The sequence below is a fragment of the Salegentibacter salegens genome, assembly GCF_900142975.1.
GTDB classification, from domain to species: domain Bacteria; phylum Bacteroidota; class Bacteroidia; order Flavobacteriales; family Flavobacteriaceae; genus Salegentibacter; species Salegentibacter salegens.
In genome coordinates, this window is sequence record NZ_LT670848.1 from 3,091,129 (window position 1) to 3,109,993 (window position 18,865).

The following is an 18,865-nucleotide window of genomic DNA, read 5'->3' on the forward strand; positions in this document are numbered from 1 at the left end:
ACATGGATAAACGCAAAATCATACTTTCTATACTGGGAGTATTACTTATTGTTTTAGCCGTTTTTGGCGCAAAAGCAATTATTGATAGTAATGTAAAAGAAGTACCTGAGACTACCAAAGTAGTAAAAAATGTATTTGTAGAAACTGTTCAAAACCGAAAGGTTCCTATAATAGTTCCCGCTAATGGGAATGTTACCGCCCTTAAAAAAATGGAACTTTTCTCTGAAGTAGAAGGGATTTTCCAGTATAGCAGTAAAAATTTTAGGCCCGGGCAACGATATAATAGAGGTCAGGTGCTTTTAAGTATTAATTCTGAAGAATATGCTGCAAGTGTGCGCTCGGCTAAAAGTGAATTATTCAATAATATCACATCCATTATGCCCGATCTTAGAATGGATTATCCAGATTCCTTTCAGAAATGGCAAAATTACCTGGATAATTTTGATGTAAACAGTACCACCAAACCCCTGCCTGAGCCAGATTCAGATAAAGAAAAATATTTTATTACCGGTCGCGGAATACAATCGGCTTATTACGAAATAAAAAATCTTGAAGAGCGCCTTCGAAAGTTTAATATAGTGGCCCCATTTGATGGAGTTTTAACTGAAGCAGCCGTTAATCCCGGAACTTTGGTAAGACCCGGCCAGAAACTTGGTGAATTTATAGATCCTTCGGTTTACGAACTGGAAGTAGCCGTTGGAAAAAAGTTTTCAGATTTATTGAAAATTGGCGAAGATGTGGCGCTTCAGGATCTAGATGGTAATCAAACCTATACCGGTACCGTAAGCAGAATAAATGCCAGGGTAGACCGCGCCTCGCAAACCATCCAGGTTTTTATAAGAATTGAAGCTCCTGATATTCGGGAGGGAATGTACCTGGAGGCAAAATTAGATGCCCGTGATGAGGAAAATGCGATAGAAATTGCAAGAGAGTTATTGGTAGATCGTTCTAAAGTTTACGTGGTAAAAGATAGCGTGATGGTTTTAGAAGACATTAATCCTGTTTATTTTTCCAGCAATAAAGTGGTGATAAAGGGCCTTGAAGATGGCGATAAACTGGTTTCAGCTCCTGTTCCCGGTGCACACCCAGGAATGAAAGTGCAAATACAGGAACAGGAAGACACTGCTAAAGCCGAGGAATTTTGAGAAAATTAATCAGTTATTTTATAAAATATGAGGTAGCCGTAAATGTGGTGATCCTCGCTTTTGTAATTTTTGGCCTGGTAGGCGTATTCAGCTTAAATTCTTCCTTTTTTCCTTTAGAAGAATCACGCATCATCAATATCAATGTAAATTATCCGGGTTCAGCTCCAGAGGAGATTGAAGAGGGAATTATTCTAAAAATTGAAGATAACCTTAAAGGTTTAGTAGGTATAGAAAGGGTTACCTCTACAGCACGTGAGAGTGGTGGTTCAATTACCGTAGAAATAGAGCAGGACGAAGATATAGATGTCATGCTTACCGAAGTGAAAAACGCGGTAGATCGTGTTCCTACTTTTCCAGGCGGAATGGAGCCTTTAGTGGTTTCTAAAGAAGAAAGAGTTAGGCCTTCTATTAGTTTTGCCATTAGTGGCGACGATGTGCCGCTGGTAACACTGAAACGTATTAGCGAGCAAATTGAAAACGATCTAAGACAACTTGATGGGATTTCGCAAATAGAGATTTCCGGATTTCCTGAAGAAGAAATTGAAATCGCGGTTAGCCAGGACGATCTTTTGGCGTATAATCTAACTTTTGAAGAAGTTGCCAGAACGGTTGGCGCAGCAAATATTTTAAGTACCGGTGGAACCATAAAAACCGAAGCCGAAGATTATTTAATTAGAGCAAACAGTAGAAGTTATTACGCCGATGCTTTAAATGACCTGGTGATAAGATCTACAGCAACTGGACAAACCACTCGCCTAAGCGATGTTGCAGAAGTTCGGGATCAATTTGGTGAGACTTCTAACTCTTCATATTTCAATGGAAATATTGCTGTAAATGTTGCGATAAGCAATACAAATAACGAAGACCTTTTATCGGCTGCAAAAAAGGTTAAAGAATATGTGAAAGATTACAACGCAAAAAGCAGTAATATTCGCTTAGACGTTGTTTCAGATTCTTCAATTACATTAGGCCAGAGAACCCGGCTACTCCTGGAAAACGGTGCGATGGGAATTTTTCTGGTGTTGTTGTTTCTTTCAATATTTTTAAATACAAGACTGGCATTTTGGGTAGCATTTGGTCTTCCAATTGCGTTCTTGGGGATGTTTATGTTCGCTGGTCAGTTTGGTGTAACAATAAACGTGCTCTCTTTATTCGGGATGATTATCGTAATTGGAATCCTGGTAGATGATGGGATTGTAATTGGCGAAAATATCTATCAGCATTACGAAATGGGGAAAACTCCCGTTCAGGCAGCTTTAGATGGAACAATGGAAGTAATCCCTCCAATTATTTCTGCTATTCTAACTACGGTTTTAGCATTTTCAACATTCTTATTTTTAGACAGTAGAATTGGTGAATTCTTTGGCGAAGTTTCAACAGTAGTCATTCTCACCTTGGTGGTTTCTTTGGTAGAAGCCCTTATTATTTTACCGGCCCACATTGCCCATTCAAAAGCCTTGCAAGCCAGGAATGCTGAAGAAGATAAAAAGAAAAAAGGTCTGGCAAAGCTCTTTGTTAAGATGCGGATAGTAAACCGCACTGGAGATCGAGTTATGAGTTACCTAAGGGATAAATCTTATAGCCCGGTACTAAAATTTGTACTTAAACAACAAATGCTTGCTTTAGGTATTTTGGTGGCGGTTTTAATTCTAACTATTGGAGCTATTGGTGGCAACTGGATTAGGATAACCTTATTCCCAAGTATCGCCAGTGACCGTGTGAGTATAGATCTCTTAATGGCTGAAGGTGTAAATCCTGAAAAAACAGATTCTATTATCTCGATGGTTGAAGCTGCAGCCTGGCGGGTAAATGAAGATTTTAGCAGCCGCCAGAGTGGTAATAAGCAAGTTGTAGAAAATACTATTAAACGGGTTGGCCCCGGAAATAATAAAGCTTCCCTACAGGTAAATTTACTGCCCGGGGAAGAAAGGGATATTGGTTCCCCTGAAATAACTAATGCCATTAGGGATGAAGTAGGACCTGTTTTTGGTGTAGAGAACCTCACGTTTGGATCGGGAGGTAATTTTGGAGGAGACCCGGTTTCTGTTTCATTGCTGGGGAATAACCTTCAGGAACTTGAAGCTGCAAAAGAAGAATTAAAGGATAATTTTGAAAATAATCCTCTTTTAAAGGATGTTAAGGATAACGATCCGCAGGGAATAAAAGAAATTAATATTAAACTAAAGGAGAGCGCTTATGCTCTTGGTCTTGATCTTAGCGAAGTGATGCGCCAGGTGAGAAATGGGTTTTTTGGAACCCCGGTACAGCGTTTTCAGCGGGGCCAGGATGAAATTAGGGTTTGGGTGCGTTACGATCTTGCAAATCGTTCTTCTATAAACGATTTAGACGATATGCGTCTAACCACGCCAGATGGGGACCGGGTGCCGTTTAATGAAATCGCTAATTATGAAATTGTGCGAGGTACCGAATCTATAAGTCATTTAGACGGACTTCGGGAAATTAGGGTAAGTGCAGATATGGAAGATCCCAACGGGAGTTCTACTGAAATTCTCGCAGACATTAGAAGTAACGTAATGCCCGATTTACTTACAAAATATCCAAGTTTGTCGGTTTCTTATGAAGGGCAAAATAGGGAAGCTAACAAGTTAACCGATTCTGCCAAAGGAGTTCTACCGGTGATTTTATTCCTTATTTACGCAGTAATCGCTTTCACTTTCAGAAGTTATAGTCAGCCTTTATTACTCATGATAATGATTCCTTTTAGTATTATTGGCGTTGCCTGGGGTCACTGGATTCACGATTTCCCGGTAAATGTACTTTCAGCACTGGGAATTATTGCCCTGGTGGGAATTATGGTAAACGATGGGCTGGTGCTCATTAGTAAATTCAACGGAAACCTACGTGACGGGATGAAGTTTGACGATGCGCTTTACGAAGCGGGCCGTGCGAGATTCCGGGCTATTTTCCTAACCTCGCTTACAACTATTGCTGGGATGGCCCCTTTACTCCTTGAAAAAAGCAGACAGGCGCAATTCTTAAAACCAATGGCAATTTCTATTTCGTACGGAATCGCTATCGCTACGGTGTTAACCTTACTGCTTTTGCCATTACTACTATCTATAAGTAATAATATTAAAGTGGGCACAAAATGGCTCGCCAGCGGAAACAGAGTGACTCACGAAGAAGTGGAAAGAGCTATTAAAGAACAAAAAGAAGAAAAAGCACATGGGGAGATCGGTTAATTTAATACTTGTGGTCGCTATTTTTTGTATGGGTAGCATGGGTGCTCAGGAAGAAGAGGTTTTAACCAAAGAAGAGGCTATAGCGCTCGCCCTGGAGCGAAACTACGGTATTGAAATGGCTAACAACGATGTGGAAATTGCTGAAAATAACCAGGGAATTCTCAATTCTGGTTATTTGCCATCGTTAACGGGTCGTGCCGGTGCCGGTTATGATCTTAATGATAGGCTTACAGAGCCCGAAGAAGGTGAACCTTTAGAGCAGGAAGGCATAGAAAGCAATTCTTATAACGCTTCTATAAATATAGATTACACGTTATTTGATGGTTTAGGGAGGTTCTATAATTATAAGAGTTTAAAAGAACAATACGACCTTTCAAAATTGCAGGCACGGGAAACCATAGAAAATACCATGCTGCAATTATTAACGGTCTATTACGAAATAGCACGCCTAACCGAAAATGTTGAAGTGTTGAAAGATGTTTTAGGAACCTCAAAAGATCGGGTGACCAGGGCGCAATATCAATTTGACTATGGACAAAGCAATAACCTGGCTGTTCTCAATGCCAGGGTAGATGTGAATAACGATAGTGTTAACCTGCTCCAAACTCGACAACAACTAGATAATACCAAAAGAGATCTAAATGTATTGGTGGATAGACAAATAACCAATAAGGATTTTGAAGTAGATACTACGGTTAGTTTTATTCCGAAGTTACAATTGGAAGCCTATATAGATGAAGCAGAAGCTAATAATGTATCCTTGCTTCAGCTTGATAAAAATTTGGCTATTACAGATTATGACATTAAAATCAGTAAATCTGGTTATTTACCAACTATAGATCTTAACGGGTCTTATGGGTGGAATTTTAATAGAAGCGCTGCCACAGCTTTCTTTCCAGGAAGTAGGCAAACTACTGATGGTATTTCGGGAGGTGTAAGTTTAACCTGGGATCTTTTTGATGGCGGAACCACTTCGGTACAGATTCAGAATGCTAAAATAACCCACGAGAATCAGGAATTGCAAAAGAAACAGGTAGCCCTGGGAATTAGAAGGGATATTGCCAATGCTCTGGGGAATTATGAAAACCGGTTATATATTTTAAGAGTCCAGGAAGAAAACGTAGCTACCAATCAGGATAATTTTGAGCGTTCCCAGGAGCAATTTAACCTTGGAAGAATTACTTCTATTGAATTTAGACAGGCCCAGGTGAATTTACTGGATGCGAGAACGAGTCTTAATCTCGCAAAATATGATGCAAAGATTGCTGAATTGGAGTTGCTACAACTCACCGGCCAATTGTTGAATGTTGAATTGTAGTTTATGCACGAGCACTTTTTTCAATGTCCTTATTGCTGGGAAGAGATATCGGTTCTCTTAGATCCCTCTATTAGCAGTCAAACCTATATTGAAGACTGTGAGAATTGTTGCAATCCTATAGAAATACGCGTTTCTTTTGAGCATGGAGAATTGACTTCTTATGAAGCGATAAATATTGAACAATAAAGTTCCTAATTACTTTTATTACCGCCTCAATTCATTTTCTTTTTTTTAACTTAGGGAAGACTAACCTAGTTGTAGCTCAATGGAAAAAACTTTTGAATTTGCGGAGAACGTTGTCGGGTTCCTGATTAACGAGGAAATTGATCAGAAGAAAATTGAAGAAATCCTTTCAGAAATAAAAGATCGTTTAGAAAATGTAAGCCCAATTTGCCTTTATATCGAGGATGAATCAGATGAAGGAATCTCGCTGGGCGGGTTTTTAAAGGCAGTAAAATTTCATTTTTCACATTCCGAAGATCTTTATAAAATGGCTATTGTGACTGACGATAAGCTATTTAAGAAATCCATGGACGTAAAAGATTTTATTGTTCCGGCAGATGTGAAATCGTTTGAAAAGAAGGAACGGATGAAAGCTATGAATTGGGTGATGATTTAATTTAAAAAAAGCTTTGGAGAAATAAAAAATGACTGTATATTTGCAGTCGATATCGCGGGATAGAGCAGTAGGTAGCTCGTCGGGCTCATAACCCGAAGGTCACTGGTTCGAGTCCAGTTCCCGCTACTAGCAAAGACAAGGCTTCACAGAAATGTGGAGCCTTTTTTTTAGGACTAGGTACAATATTGCTCGAATTTTTAATATGCAGTTTTTATAAATTCTGTGATTTCGAGACTGAAACTGCTAAAATTCTGCTTCTTTTCTTAATTCCTGAATAGTCTTCTAAGGTGATGCTGTGGAGAATTAAGACGTTTCAAATTTCCTTCCTGTATTCTCGTGAAGCAATCTTTGAAGTTAGTTATCTCTATTAGCAATAAACAATTACTATCCTAATTAATGAATTTCAATTTTAAAATTATTTATATTTGCGTCGTGCACGATTTAATTTTGTGCGATATAAATAAAAGTAATGAAAAGAGAAGTTGAAACAACACTGGCGCAAAACATCTTTAGGATCTTACTCGCAGTGTTTATGATTTATGCAGGCTTTAGCCACTTAACTTTTAATAGGGTAGAATTCCAGGCTCAGGTACCAGATTGGGTTCCGTTAAGCAAAGATCTAGTAGTTATCTTATCTGGGATAGTTGAAATGGCACTAGGTCTGGCTTTACTATTCTGGAAAAAGCAACGTGCTATAATTGATTGGGCATTAGCAATTTTCTTTATACTGATTTTTCCCGGTAATGTCGCCCAGTATTTAGACGGAAAAGATGCCTTCGGAGCTTTAGATTCAGATAGCGCAAGATTGATACGGCTTTTCTTTCAGCCAGTTCTTATAGCCTGGGCACTTTGGTCCTCTGGCGCGTGGAAAGCCTGGAGAAATTCCAAAAAATAAATATTATGGACGATCAGCAACTCAAATTAAATAACCAGATCTGCTTTCCCATTTATTCGGTTTCAAGATTAATAACGAAAGCCTATAAACCATTCCTTGAAGAAATGGGTTTAACTTATCCTCAGTACCTGGTTTTATTGGTACTTTGGGAAAATGACAAATTATCGATCAATAAAATTGGTGAAAAATTATTACTAAACACCAATACCCTATCTCCGCTTATTAAACGAATGGAGAAAATGGGTTTGCTGCTTCGTTCCCGGTCTGAAAAAGATGAAAGAAGTGTATTTATTCAGCTTACGGATAAAGGAAAAGAGCTAAAAAATACTGCGATCCCAATTCCGGAAAAGCTGCTCAATACTTTGCTAACGGAAGATGTAACCCTAACAGAAGTAATGCTTCTAAAAGATACGCTGAATAAATGGACTGATATTCTTTCAGACAAGCAAAACGACAGAGAATAAGTATTAACTTACTGATAAATAAATTTTTAAAATCAAGAACTTCGGGATAAGCACACGAAGTTTGTTTCGAAAATCTAATTTTTTCAATCGAAGCAAAACTCCAGGCATGTAAATCTCGATTATCGAGTAAAAACACAATTGATATGAAAGCACTACAAATAGTAAAATACGGTGAAATTAAGGATAGTTTATCTATCAATGAGACCGAAAAACCTTCGGTAAAGCCAAATGATATTTTAGTTGAAGTTAAGGCGGCTTCCTTAAACCCTATTGATTATAAAATGGCACAAGGTCATTTAAAAGAAATGCTGGCTTTAAAGCTACCGAGCACCATAGGATTTGATGTGAGCGGTGTGGTTGTAGAAAAAGGCGCTGATGTTAGTAATTTTGAAATTGGTGACGAAATCTATTCCAGGGTACCACAGGAACAAATGGGTACCGTAGCAGAATTTGTAACGATTAATGCAGATAAAGTTGCTAAAAAGCCGGAAAATATATCTTTTGAAGAAGCTTCAGGATTACCATTAACAGGACTCACCGCGATCCAGGCTTTAGAAAAAGCTGGGATAAAAGAAGACGACAGAATTCTTATTCACGCGGGCTCCGGTGGTGTAGGTAGTTTTGCCATTCAGTATGCCAAAGCAAAAGGGGCTATCGTTTATACAACCACCAGTGGCAAAAATGTAGATTGGGTAAAAGCCCTGGGAGCTGACCGCGTAATCGATTATAAAGATGAAGATTACAAAGAAGTTGCGAATAACCTCGACATTGTTTTTGACACTTTAGGAGATGATTATACGTTTGATGCTTTTGAAATTATTAAAGAAGGCGGAGTTGTAACTTCAATCGTAGGTCCGCCAGATGAAGATTCGGCCAAAATAATGGGGATCAAAGATTATAAATTGCCCGAACAATTATCAAAACTGATTAAAGAGAAATCGGCAGTTTATAAACATACTTGGATGCAGCCTAACGCAGCGCAGTTGAATGAGATCAAAACGATGGTTGAAGATGGCGATATAAAGCCAATAGTAGATCTTATTTATGATTTCGAAGATGGAATCGATGCCTATGAATACCTGGCGACCGGAAGAGCAGAGGGGAAAGTAATTATTAGCTTATCCTAAACCTTCTAAGAATTGGTCAGGAGATTATATTTTATAACTAAATAAAAAAAATGATTATGAGTAAAGAGAAAAATGTATTAGTTGCCGGCGCGAACGGCACTACTGGAAGAATCATTATTGATTTATTAAAAAAATCTGATAAATATCAGCCTATTGCCATGGTTAGAAAACAGGAGCAAAAAGAGCATTTTGAAAAAGAGAATGTAACTGCTGTGCTGGCCGATTTGGAAGAAGATTTGAGCAATGCTTTTAAAAATGTGGATAAAGTGATTTTTGCTGCAGGTTCTGGTGGAAAAAATGTTGAAGGAGTTGATCAGGAAGGAGCAAAAAAATTCACCGACGCTGCGAAGAATGCAGCGGTTAAGAAATTTGTTATGCTTAGCTCTATGGGCGTAGACAATCCCAGTATTGGTGGAGAGCTTGAAGATTATCTTAAAGCAAAAGGGAATGCTGATGATTACCTGAAAAATAGCGGTTTAGCTTATACGATTGTTAGACCTGGAGCCCTTACAGATGAAGAAGGTTCGGGTAAAATACAACTAAAGGAAAAGTTAGAAAAACAAGAAAGTATTTCGAGAGCAAATGTGGCTCACACGCTTATTGAGGTTCTTGACGATGATATAAAGCAAAATCAGGTTTTTGAAATTCTTGATGGTGAGACTCCAATTGAAAAAGCTGTGCGTTCATAGAAAGAACAAATACTAATGGGAAGTTTGTGAAAAAATATCTCCTAATACTTAATCTATTATTTCAGTATAAATACCGATTAATTTCTAAAAATTTTAATCGGTATTTTTTTATTTACTCGATAATCGAGATTTAAATACTCCAAGGCTTGCTTCGAAATTAAAATATTGTTTCCTATTTATGCCTCGTGGGCTTGCCCGAGGTAGTTTACTAACTGATTTTAGATAAGGTATAATAGGTTTGCAGAAAGAAAGCAAAATCCTGCCCCAAATTCTGGGGAAGGGATCCTTTTGATGTTCAATTCATATAAGACGAAAAAAGCTTAAGAAATCTCCTCTAAAATTTCTTTAGCAAAGGTTTTTGAGATTGGAATGCTGCTGTTATTAATGGTAATTTCTTTGGAATTAAAGGCGGTAACACAATTTTTATTGATTACATAAGAACGGTGCACTTGTAAAAATGAAGAAGAATTCATCTGCTCTAAAAACTCTTTAATACTGGAACGAATTAATTTTTCAGAATCTTTCAAATAAAGTATTAGATATTGATCTTCTTTTTTTGCAAATAAAATCTGCTCTTCAAGAAGGATAATTTTTTTGTCTTTATCCTTAACAATGATTTGCGCCTTCTTTTTTATTTTACTTACTGCTAATTCTACAGCAATATATAGATCCTTATTATTAAATGGTTTTACTAAATAGCTGGTTGGTTTTGTAGCAATTGCTTTTTTAATAGTTTCTTCATCATTAAAAGCAGTCAAATAGATGAGCGGGATGTCTAATTGATTCCCTAACCAAACCCCTGTTTTTGAGCCTTCTACTCTAATGTCTAGAATGGCAATATCTGGTTTTAATAAGGCGATTTCAGCGAGCGCGGTTTCTGCATTTGTTGCCATCCCGCAAATTGTAAAATCCAAATCCTCCAACGTTTGTTTTAGAAGCTCCTGGGTGATTATTTCGTCTTCTAAAATGTAGATTTTTATGCTATTCATTTGTTGAAAAAAGTAAAGTTAATTTAAAATTCGTAGTGTTTTCAATCCTTAAATCGCCTTTTAATTGCTTGTTCATCATTTCTATAATTTTCATACCCATAGCTTGTTTTTGGCTCTCCTGGTTTTTAAAATTACCATTGTCAAAATATTCAAATACATACTTTTTATCCCGCTTTTCAAAATGTATATAAATTGCTGGCTTCTCGGTTTCCGCGAAAGCGTGTTTGTTTGAATTATTTATTAATTCATTTAGTAAAAGTGAAAAGGGGGTAGCTTGATTGATGCTTAAAATGGACGTGTCTATGTCTAAATGATACGTTGCATTTATGGGAAAAAGCTTTTTGTAATAGGTTACACAATTTTCTATATTTTCTTTCACAGAAATAAAATCCTGATTATTTGAATTATACAGCAGGTTGTGAATACCTGCGATAGACTCTATCCTGCTTTGGCTATCCTGTAATTTTACTTTTAATTCCGCGTTAGAGCTTTTTGCCATTTGCAAGCCTAATAACCCGGAAACAATTTGAAGATTATTTTTAATCCTATGATGAATTTCCAACATCATAGTATTTTTAATCTTAGCTTCATTTAAAGCAATTTCATTTTTTGCAAATAAGTTCTGTTTTACTTTGTACTGATAAAACAGATATAGAACAGAAATGGAAACAAAAAGCAGAAGTAGTAAAATAAACCACCAGGTTTTATAAAAGACTTCTTTAGAAATTATTTTGAGAGCAATTGTTTCTCCTATTTTTTGTCTGGAGGCGCTGTACGTTTCAACCTGCAAGGTATAAGTTCCTGCTGCCAGATTTGCAAATAAAATTTCTTTACCAGAATAGGTCGTAAACCAGTCAGCGTTATTATCGCTATTTAATAAACGATACCGGTATTTAATATCCTGAGTGTTCATTTGTCCAAATACAGATAGTGTTGCAGAAAACCTTCTGTATTCTGAAGGCAATACAATTTCGCTGGTGTTGTTTAAAAAGCTAGGCGAAGTATTAATTTCCCAACGATCGTTTTCTGAATTAAAAAATGAGATTGAAGTAAATTGAGGTTGAACATCTATATTATTTTCAACCAATTCATCAGGCTTAAAATAGCGAAGACCTTTATAGCTTCCCATAAAGATACTGCCATCCTGCTCATCTTTATAGGTGCTGAACATATTGCCTTTAAGCTCGTAAACACCGTCTTTTTTAGTATATCTAATTATTTGTTTTGAAGATAGTTCTAAAGAAACAATTCCCGCATAGGTATTTAACCACAAAGTCCCGGTCCCGTCTGCAACCATACCTACTATTGAAGCATTTAACTCATCTTCGTAAAAAAGCTTTAATTTTTTAGTCCTTGTATCAAACGTATAAATTTTGCCAAATTTTGTAGAAACCAGGATTCCATAATCTTCCAGGTGGTTTATAGACAGTAAATTATCTGTTTCTACATTTTCAAATTCGTAGGTATTAAAAGTGCCATTCTCATATTCAAAAATTCCCTTAGAGGAGGTTCCATAGAGTCGTGTGCCATCTGTAGTAAATTCCTTTACCTGTATAGCATTTGTATTTGCAATTTTCGTATATCTCTTTTCGTTTATGCTGTATTTGGAAATGCCACCTCGTGGATTTGCAGTGAAAAGTGTGTCATTTATTTTAATGATTTCCTCACCACGTATTTTTACCGTTTCATCCTGAATTACCTCATAATTTGAATCCAGGGTGTATAAATTTTCAGAATCACCAATTATAAAAGTGTTGTCTTTTTTAATAAAAATATCCCGGGAGTAATTAATTGCCAACTCGGCAGTATGTGCTAGAATTTTAATTCGTTCTTCTGTATTTTCTTTTACGTCGATCTTGTAAAACCCCTCAGCATCCGTTGCTACGATATACTTGTTTTCCTTCAGCTTTTTAATCGTTCGTATGCTTTTACCTTTTAAAAAAGTTTTAATTTTACTTTCAATGAAAGAATAGGGTTCTAAGGTATTTCCGTTAAGAACGACCAGGTCTTTTCCAAATTCCCTGTAAGCGGTTTCTGAAAAACTCTTTATTTCAATTTTAGTGAGTAACTCCTTTTGAAAATCTTTAAACCGATACAACTCAATTGCCGTATAATCACTAAAAATCTCAGTTGAAAAAGCATGTTTGAAATCTGGTGTAAACTCCAGTGCTTTATTTTTGCTAAGGAGGTTACTGCTATTGGGTATTTCTATGAATTTTTTAAGTGTTTTATTGAATTTAAAGACATTCTCATAGTTATCCAGATAGGCATAAAAAGCATTATTGACTTTAAATGAGGTATGGATAGTCTTAGGAAAGAAATGAGTTCCATCAATAGCTTCAAAATCAGTTTCGACTATTTTTTTTATGAATTTTCCTTCTTTATTCAAAAAATACCCCTCGTTTTGAAATAGTAACTTTATCAGGGTATAGTTATCTGTTGTGATTGGATCAGCCAGAATCGGTTGAGCAACTGGTTTGTCAAAGGGTATAGAATCAATAAATCTTAAACTTAATTTATCAAGTGTAGCACTATAAAATTTATCGTTAGACGTAAGAACGATACGGTTAAAATCCCCGGCTGGGTATGCTTTAGAAATTAAATAGTTTTCGTTTAAGTTATTATAATCTTCGACAGCACTAATTTCCAGGGTTTCTGTGTTGATATAAAATAGTTCTTCCCGTGCGGCCTGGTAATATAATTTCAGGTACAGGCCGTGGGGCTTATGTTTAAAGAAATGGCCTCCTTTTATTTTTTTATCATAGGTGTTCGGTAATTTTAGGGTAAAGAAATTAGCCCCATCAAAACGTTGGATAATAATTTCCTGCTCTCCTAAAATATATTCGTTTGAAAGTTTGTTCTCACCCAAAATCCACAACCAGCCGTTTCTATCGTACATGGAATGGTAAGGACTGGAGATCAAATAACCATCTCTAAATGAAAAGGTATTTTTACTAATTAATAGAGAACTTTCTTCCTGACACCAAAGTGCACCTGAAAAAAGTAAAAAGAATAAAAAAACTAATTTTTTCAAATTTTGGTTTAGAACATATTAGATGATCAAATGTAAAAAAGCAGTATAGTTTTTCACGTAAAATAAATAATTATTTAAAAATATATATAAGTCAATTTAAAAAGCCGTCTTTTTTCAAAGCATTTATAATAAGTAGTGCCCGTTCACTTAAACTGAATAATGTTTTATTATATGGGGAGATCCCTAATTAAAAAATACATAGTTGCACCTATAAAATACTGGACATAATTCTTCTTATTCTAATCGAAAATACCCAGGGATTTAATAGGATAGAACACCTGGTTATTAATTCTGTTGAAATTAGTTTCTTGCATGTTTTATGTCTAAAAAAGGTAAGAAACCCCTTCTTTTTCATTAAAAATATCCGTTCACGACAAAAAAGCGGCAGTTCACGACATTTTCTTTTAACCCACCTTCTTCTTTGCTATTTTTAACGGTAAATACGAATTGATAAGAGAAGTATCACGCTAAAAATTAAATTTAAAAAGCTAAAGTATAAGAGTAAGACAAAGCGTAGATGTAAAAGAAACAACTCTACGAGGAGCAGGCATAAAAAATTAAAATAGAGTATAGTCGATTAAACTATACAACAGTTAGATGTTGGGAATAGGACTGTACATCTGATGAATGTGTAGAGAAGATATTGACAGACTAAGAACGAATATTGATAGAATGAATCAAATTAACCAACTACCAAATTCTCTCTCATGGAGGGAGAGGGCTCTTTTAGAGGAGCAAGTAAATTTAATTAATTACAATAACCACGAAAAATCGCTAAAAACTGAGTTAGTAGTAGAGTTAATAAAAGAGAGGTAGAGCCTTCTTGAAGAAATAGTTTGGGGATTAATTCGATAATGGATAATGATTAATTTATTTTTATTTGGGGATAGAAATACTTGAGGGTGTAATCTCAAGTCTGTCTAGACTTTGAAAATTAAATTAAAATTTTTAGACTAGATTATGACACAAGAAGAGATTAAGGAATTAAAGGAAAAAGCATTAAAACAATTTTTATCAGGAGAATCCCTAACCGGCAAAAACGGCGCTTTTGCTCCAATGCTTAGGGAGTTTATGGAAGAGGCCCTGGAAGCAGAAATGTCTTCGCACCTTTCCGATGAAGAAAAAGGCTCAAAAGCAGGTAATAAGCGTAATGGCAAAGGCAAAAAGACCCTAAAGAGCAGCCAAGGGGACGTCACCATTAACACGCCCCAGGATCGTAACAGTACCTTTGAGCCGGAGATCGTAGCGAAACGCCAGCGTATCCTGGCCGATAATTTAGAAAAGCAGATTATAGGCATGTACGGGATGGGCAATAGCCTGCGGGATATCTCAGCTCATATAGAGGAAATGTATGATTCCAAGATATCCACACACGTTCTAAGTGATATTACGGACCGGGTGATTCCCAAGGTTAAGGAATGGCAGGATCGCCCCTTGGAGCCGGTATATTGCATCCTATGGCTCGACGCGATGCACTTCAAGGTACGCGAAGAAGGCAAAGTAAAGCACAAGGCCTTGTATAATATTTTAGGAATAAATAAAGCTGGAAGAAAGGAAGTGCTGGGTATGTATATCTCGGAAAGTGAAGGGGCCAATTTTTGGCTTCAGGTGCTGACCCAATTAAACAACCGTGGCTTAAAAGATATTCTGATTGCCTGTACGGATAATCTTACGGGCTTTAGTGAAGCCATTCATTCTGTTTATCCCAAGACTGATATTCAGCTATGTATTGTCCACCAGATCCGCAATAGTATGAAGTATGTGGCCAGTAAGGATCAAAAAGATTTTATGAAAGACCTTAAACTGGTGTACAAGGCTGACACCAAAGACCAGGCTGAATCGGCTTTACTGGATCTGGAAGAAAAATGGGGCAAAAGATATCCCATAGTGATCCGTTCCTGGAATGATAACTGGGACCGATTGAGTGCTTATTTTGAATATACCGCACCCATTAGAAAACTCATATACACCACAAATGCCGTAGAGGCTTTTCACCGGCAGGTAAGAAAAGTAACCAAGACCAAAGGCGCTTTTACCAATGATATGGCACTATTGAAGCTGGTTTACCTAGCTACCAGAAGAATTGAAAAGAAATGGAACGCCCCACTGCAGAACTGGGGTTTGGTAGTTCAACAATTAGCTATTAAATTTGAAGGTCGGCTAGAGTTGGACTTAGCCACCAATGAAACGAAAAACTAAAATTTTCTTCTCCCGGGGGTACCCCCGGGAGAAGAAGCAGACAGAGTTGAGCTAACACTCCCAAATACTTAGGTCTTATCCAGAAAAATATTATCGGATTAATTTTAAAACCTTTCAGTTCGCTGAAAGGTTTTTATTTTTTATATGCTCCGTAAATTTAATTTCATAAGCAGATTATGGATCAAAACACAATTGTTTTGAACTTCGCGATTTTGATCAACTTCTCAACCTGATCCTATTTTCCAAAGGAAAGTTTTAAGCCTTCTATCTTCTGAACTCCATTCCTTTTTTAGTAAAAAAGAATTGTGTTGTTTCACTTTAAAGGAAATAAGCACGATTTTCTTTCATCCCAATTATCGTTTAATCTTAATAGAGCTTCAGCTAAGTGTAAAATTTAGGTTTTATAAGCGTTTGACGTCACTCTATATTTGAGAATAGGAGAGGGATTTTAAAAATACCCTGGTGATGTCTGATACTGTGTTTTCATATTCTTTGAGGATAGAAATGCGCTGCCAGTCGGGGTTATTCCCGAACTTTGACCAGGCCTCCTGATGTTTTTCTTTATCCTCAAAAGCCAGCATATAGGTTAAGGAAGGCATCTGGCCTCCAGAGATATTTTTTCCGAAGAAAACCATTTCCAGCCCTACATTGTCAAAAATTTCAAATTCATCTTCATTAAACATTTTTATTTTTCGGCGCAATGCATCTTCATTATAACTTTCATAAATCCTCAATTCAAACTGATCCAAATCGTCACCCGGTTTTACGAGATTTGCAAAACCCCAGGAAGATCTTATAAACCGACTTTCATATCGCTCAAATGGAATTTTATCGGGTGGAGTGTTTTGGTAAGTTTCCGAGCCTGATTGAAACTGAGTGTCGTCTTCAAGGTCATCTGTTACGTCCTGATATTCCTGCATGTTTTTATAAGGAATTAATAGATAAATCTTTTTAGGTAAGGTTTCCCCAGTTTCTTCAAAGGCTCCCACATTTTCTATACCCTGGCGGTTTAATGCCGGGATAAGTGCATCTTTAAAATAATCGTGAAGAATGTCTTCTGATTGCCCGAATTGCATATTATAAACCCTTAATTCATAAATTTCGGACTGGGAATACGAGGAAGTAAAAAAGAAAAAGCTGGGAGTGTTAGCTCAACTCTGTCTGCTTCTTCTCCCGGGGGTACCCCCGGGAGAAGAAAATTTTAGTTTTTCGTTTCATTGGTGGCTAAGTCCAACTCTAGCCGACCTTCAAATTTAATAGCTAATTGTTGAACTACCAAACCCCAGTTCTGCAGTGGGGCGTTCCATTTCTTTTCAATTCTTCTGGTAGCTAGGTAAACCAGCTTCAATAGTGCCATATCATTGGTAAAAGCGCCTTTGGTCTTGGTTACTTTTCTTACCTGCCGGTGAAAAGCCTCTACGGCATTTGTGGTGTATATGAGTTTTCTAATGGGTGCGGTATATTCAAAATAAGCACTCAATCGGTCCCAGTTATCATTCCAGGAACGGATCACTATGGGATATCTTTTGCCCCATTTTTCTTCCAGATCCAGTAAAGCCGATTCAGCCTGGTCTTTGGTGTCAGCCTTGTACACCAGTTTAAGGTCTTTCATAAAATCTTTTTGATCCTTACTGGCCACATACTTCATACTATTGCGGATCTGGTGGACAATACATAGCTGAATATCAGTCTTGGGATAAACAGAATGAATGGCTTCACTAAAGCCCGTAAGATTATCCGTACAGGCAATCAGAATATCTTTTAAGCCACGGTTGTTTAATTGGGTCAGCACCTGAAGCCAAAAATTGGCCCCTTCACTTTCCGAGATATACATACCCAGCACTTCCTTTCTTCCAGCTTTATTTATTCCTAAAATATTATACAAGGCCTTGTGCTTTACTTTGCCTTCTTCGCGTACCTTGAAGTGCATCGCGTCGAGCCATAGGATGCAATATACCGGCTCCAAGGGGCGATCCTGCCATTCCTTAACCTTGGGAATCACCCGGTCCGTAATATCACTTAGAACGTGTGTGGATATCTTGGAATCATACATTTCCTCTATATGAGCTGAGATATCCCGCAGGCTATTGCCCATCCCGTACATGCCTATAATCTGCTTTTCTAAATTATCGGCCAGGATACGCTGGCGTTTCGCTACGATCTCCGGCTCAAAGGTACTGTTACGATCCTGGGGCGTGTTAATGGTGACGTCCCCTTGGCTGCTCTTTAGGGTCTTTTTGCCTTTGCCATTACGCTTATTACCTGCTTTTGAGCCTTTTTCTTCATCGGAAAGGTGCGAAGACATTTCTGCTTCCAGGGCCTCTTCCATAAACTCCCTAAGCATTGGAGCAAAAGCGCCGTTTTTGCCGGTTAGGGATTCTCCTGATAAAAATTGTTTTAATGCTTTTTCCTTTAATTCCTTAATCTCTTCTTGTGTCATAATCTAGTCTAAAAATTTTAATTTAATTTTCAAAGTCTAGACAGACTTGAGATTACACCCTCAAAAAGCTTGCAATAAGTAGAAGTCGTAAGGTCATAATTTATTTAATTAAAAGCTTAAAGATACTATATAAATCCTGTTTTACCTTTTAGTGGTTATAGGAAATGAGTGGTTTAATAATCTATAAAGCCACATTTATTAAACAACATTGAACTATAAAAAACCTAAGGCAGTTTTGGAAGCTCTGGTTCTCGGGATCTTGTGGCCTCTTCGATCTCTTCCTGGCTTAAGTCGAAACTAAAATTTTCTCCATCTGCCAGTTTGCAACAGCCCTTTGTGATCACAGAATGAGAGATGCCCCGGCACATAGGAGACTCATTTTTATAAAATGTATTAAAATGATTATTAATTGACTGCAAAATTAGGGTATTATACAGAAAGTCTAATTTTCGCTACTAAGATAAAAACCACCTAATTGGAGTGGTGTTTTGTTTTACATTCTGATTTTTATATCTAATTTTTAGAGTGCCTCTCAGTTTCTTCCTAAGAAACCAAAACATCTCCATATTTAGTAAAAGTTAACATATAGATTATAAAAGTTTTAGGCTAAATAAGCTTATCTTTAAGATTCTTCCCCAACTTGAAAAGCCCTTATAAAGGTGCCCCAAAATATTTATTAAGAGACCTGGCAGACTTATATATTGCGCTAGGTGGATTTTACCCTGGCATAGTATGTTGCCAGG

Annotated in this window: 14 protein-coding genes and 1 tRNA gene; 11 read left to right on the plus strand and 4 right to left on the minus strand. The window is 37.0% G+C overall.

What is annotated here, in order from left to right; genetic code table 11:
* The first annotated feature begins 2 nt into the window (after positions 1-2).
* The 10 genes from B5488_RS13870 to B5488_RS13915 all read left to right on the plus strand — a co-directional run bounded on the left by B5488_RS13870 (position 3) and on the right by B5488_RS13915 (position 9,460).
* Positions 3-1,145 (plus strand): efflux RND transporter periplasmic adaptor subunit, encoded by a 1,143-nt coding sequence (locus B5488_RS13870; RefSeq protein WP_079735812.1) that lies wholly within the window; start codon positions 3-5, stop codon positions 1,143-1,145.
* Positions 1,142-4,348, plus strand: coding sequence for an efflux RND transporter permease subunit (locus B5488_RS13875; RefSeq protein ID WP_079735813.1), 3,207 nt, complete (start codon positions 1,142-1,144; stop codon positions 4,346-4,348). The genes B5488_RS13870 and B5488_RS13875 overlap by 4 nt, the downstream gene beginning before the upstream one ends.
* Positions 4,332-5,666 (plus strand): TolC family protein, encoded by a 1,335-nt coding sequence (locus tag B5488_RS13880; RefSeq protein ID WP_079735814.1) that lies wholly within the window; start codon positions 4,332-4,334, stop codon positions 5,664-5,666. Before B5488_RS13875 ends, B5488_RS13880 begins: the two co-directional genes overlap by 17 nt.
* Before the next feature lie 3 nt (positions 5,667-5,669).
* Complete coding sequence (locus B5488_RS13885; RefSeq protein WP_079735815.1) at positions 5,670-5,852, plus strand: CPXCG motif-containing cysteine-rich protein; 183 nt, start codon at positions 5,670-5,672, stop codon at positions 5,850-5,852.
* Between the two features lie 79 nt (positions 5,853-5,931).
* Complete coding sequence (locus tag B5488_RS13890; RefSeq protein ID WP_079735816.1) at positions 5,932-6,285, plus strand: SpoIIAA family protein; 354 nt, start codon at positions 5,932-5,934, stop codon at positions 6,283-6,285.
* A 53-nt stretch (positions 6,286-6,338) separates the two neighbouring features.
* Positions 6,339-6,411 (plus strand) — tRNA-Met (locus B5488_RS13895).
* Between the two features lie 343 nt (positions 6,412-6,754).
* Positions 6,755-7,180, plus strand: coding sequence for a DoxX family protein (locus B5488_RS13900; protein WP_079735817.1), 426 nt, complete (start codon positions 6,755-6,757; stop codon positions 7,178-7,180).
* A gap of 5 nt (positions 7,181-7,185) precedes the next feature.
* Positions 7,186-7,644, plus strand: coding sequence for a MarR family winged helix-turn-helix transcriptional regulator (locus tag B5488_RS13905; RefSeq protein ID WP_079735818.1), 459 nt, complete (start codon positions 7,186-7,188; stop codon positions 7,642-7,644).
* Positions 7,645-7,787: 143 nt separating this feature from the next.
* Positions 7,788-8,771 (plus strand): NADP-dependent oxidoreductase, encoded by a 984-nt coding sequence (locus B5488_RS13910; RefSeq protein ID WP_079735819.1) that lies wholly within the window; start codon positions 7,788-7,790, stop codon positions 8,769-8,771.
* A 56-nt stretch (positions 8,772-8,827) separates the two neighbouring features.
* Positions 8,828-9,460, plus strand: a complete 633-nt coding sequence (locus B5488_RS13915) for an SDR family oxidoreductase (RefSeq protein WP_079736625.1) — start codon at positions 8,828-8,830, stop codon at positions 9,458-9,460.
* 320 nt (positions 9,461-9,780) lie between these two features.
* Here B5488_RS13915 and B5488_RS13920 read toward each other — a convergent pair whose 3' ends face one another.
* Both B5488_RS13920 and B5488_RS13925 read right to left on the minus strand, forming a co-directional pair.
* A complete protein-coding gene (locus B5488_RS13920) occupies positions 9,781-10,449 on the minus strand; it encodes a LytR/AlgR family response regulator transcription factor (protein WP_079735820.1) in 669 nt (222 codons plus the stop codon).
* A complete protein-coding gene (locus B5488_RS13925) occupies positions 10,442-13,483 on the minus strand; it encodes a histidine kinase dimerization/phosphoacceptor domain -containing protein (RefSeq protein ID WP_079735821.1) in 3,042 nt (1,013 codons plus the stop codon). The genes B5488_RS13920 and B5488_RS13925 overlap by 8 nt, the downstream gene beginning before the upstream one ends.
* 960 nt (positions 13,484-14,443) lie before the next feature.
* Here B5488_RS13925 and B5488_RS13930 point away from each other — a divergent pair.
* Complete coding sequence (locus B5488_RS13930; RefSeq protein ID WP_079733433.1) at positions 14,444-15,682, plus strand: IS256 family transposase; 1,239 nt, start codon at positions 14,444-14,446, stop codon at positions 15,680-15,682.
* A 422-nt stretch (positions 15,683-16,104) separates the two neighbouring features.
* Here B5488_RS13930 and B5488_RS13935 read toward each other — a convergent pair whose 3' ends face one another.
* On the minus strand, positions 16,105-16,758 hold the full coding sequence (locus tag B5488_RS13935; protein ID WP_079735822.1) for an NIPSNAP family protein: 654 nt from the start codon (positions 16,756-16,758) through the stop codon (positions 16,105-16,107).
* Positions 16,759-16,883: 125 nt separating this feature from the next.
* Positions 16,884-18,122 carry an IS256 family transposase gene (locus tag B5488_RS13940; RefSeq protein ID WP_079733433.1) on the minus strand — a complete coding sequence of 413 codons (1,239 nt, stop codon included), beginning with the start codon at positions 18,120-18,122 and terminating at the stop codon, positions 16,884-16,886.
* Positions 18,123-18,865 lie beyond the last annotated feature (743 nt).

Excerpts from the sequence above, each read along its gene's own strand:
- B5488_RS13900 (WP_079735817.1), top strand. The coding sequence starts at position 6,755 with ATGAAAAGAGAAGTTGAAACAACACTGGCGCAAAACATCTTTAGGATC.
- B5488_RS13890 (WP_079735816.1), top strand. The coding sequence starts at position 5,932 with ATGGAAAAAACTTTTGAATTTGCGGAGAACGTTGTCGGGTTCCTGATT.
- B5488_RS13935 (WP_079735822.1), bottom strand. The coding sequence starts at position 16,758 with ATGCAATTCGGGCAATCAGAAGACATTCTTCACGATTATTTTAAAGAT.
- B5488_RS13910 (WP_079735819.1), top strand. The coding sequence starts at position 7,788 with ATGAAAGCACTACAAATAGTAAAATACGGTGAAATTAAGGATAGTTTA.
- B5488_RS13940 (WP_079733433.1), bottom strand. The coding sequence starts at position 18,122 with ATGACACAAGAAGAGATTAAGGAATTAAAGGAAAAAGCATTAAAACAA.
- B5488_RS13870 (WP_079735812.1), top strand. The coding sequence starts at position 3 with ATGGATAAACGCAAAATCATACTTTCTATACTGGGAGTATTACTTATT.
- B5488_RS13920 (WP_079735820.1), bottom strand. The coding sequence starts at position 10,449 with ATGAATAGCATAAAAATCTACATTTTAGAAGACGAAATAATCACCCAG.
- B5488_RS13885 (WP_079735815.1), top strand. The coding sequence starts at position 5,670 with ATGCACGAGCACTTTTTTCAATGTCCTTATTGCTGGGAAGAGATATCG.
- B5488_RS13915 (WP_079736625.1), top strand. The coding sequence starts at position 8,828 with ATGAGTAAAGAGAAAAATGTATTAGTTGCCGGCGCGAACGGCACTACT.
- B5488_RS13880 (WP_079735814.1), top strand. The coding sequence starts at position 4,332 with ATGGGGAGATCGGTTAATTTAATACTTGTGGTCGCTATTTTTTGTATG.
- B5488_RS13905 (WP_079735818.1), top strand. The coding sequence starts at position 7,186 with ATGGACGATCAGCAACTCAAATTAAATAACCAGATCTGCTTTCCCATT.
- B5488_RS13930 (WP_079733433.1), top strand. The coding sequence starts at position 14,444 with ATGACACAAGAAGAGATTAAGGAATTAAAGGAAAAAGCATTAAAACAA.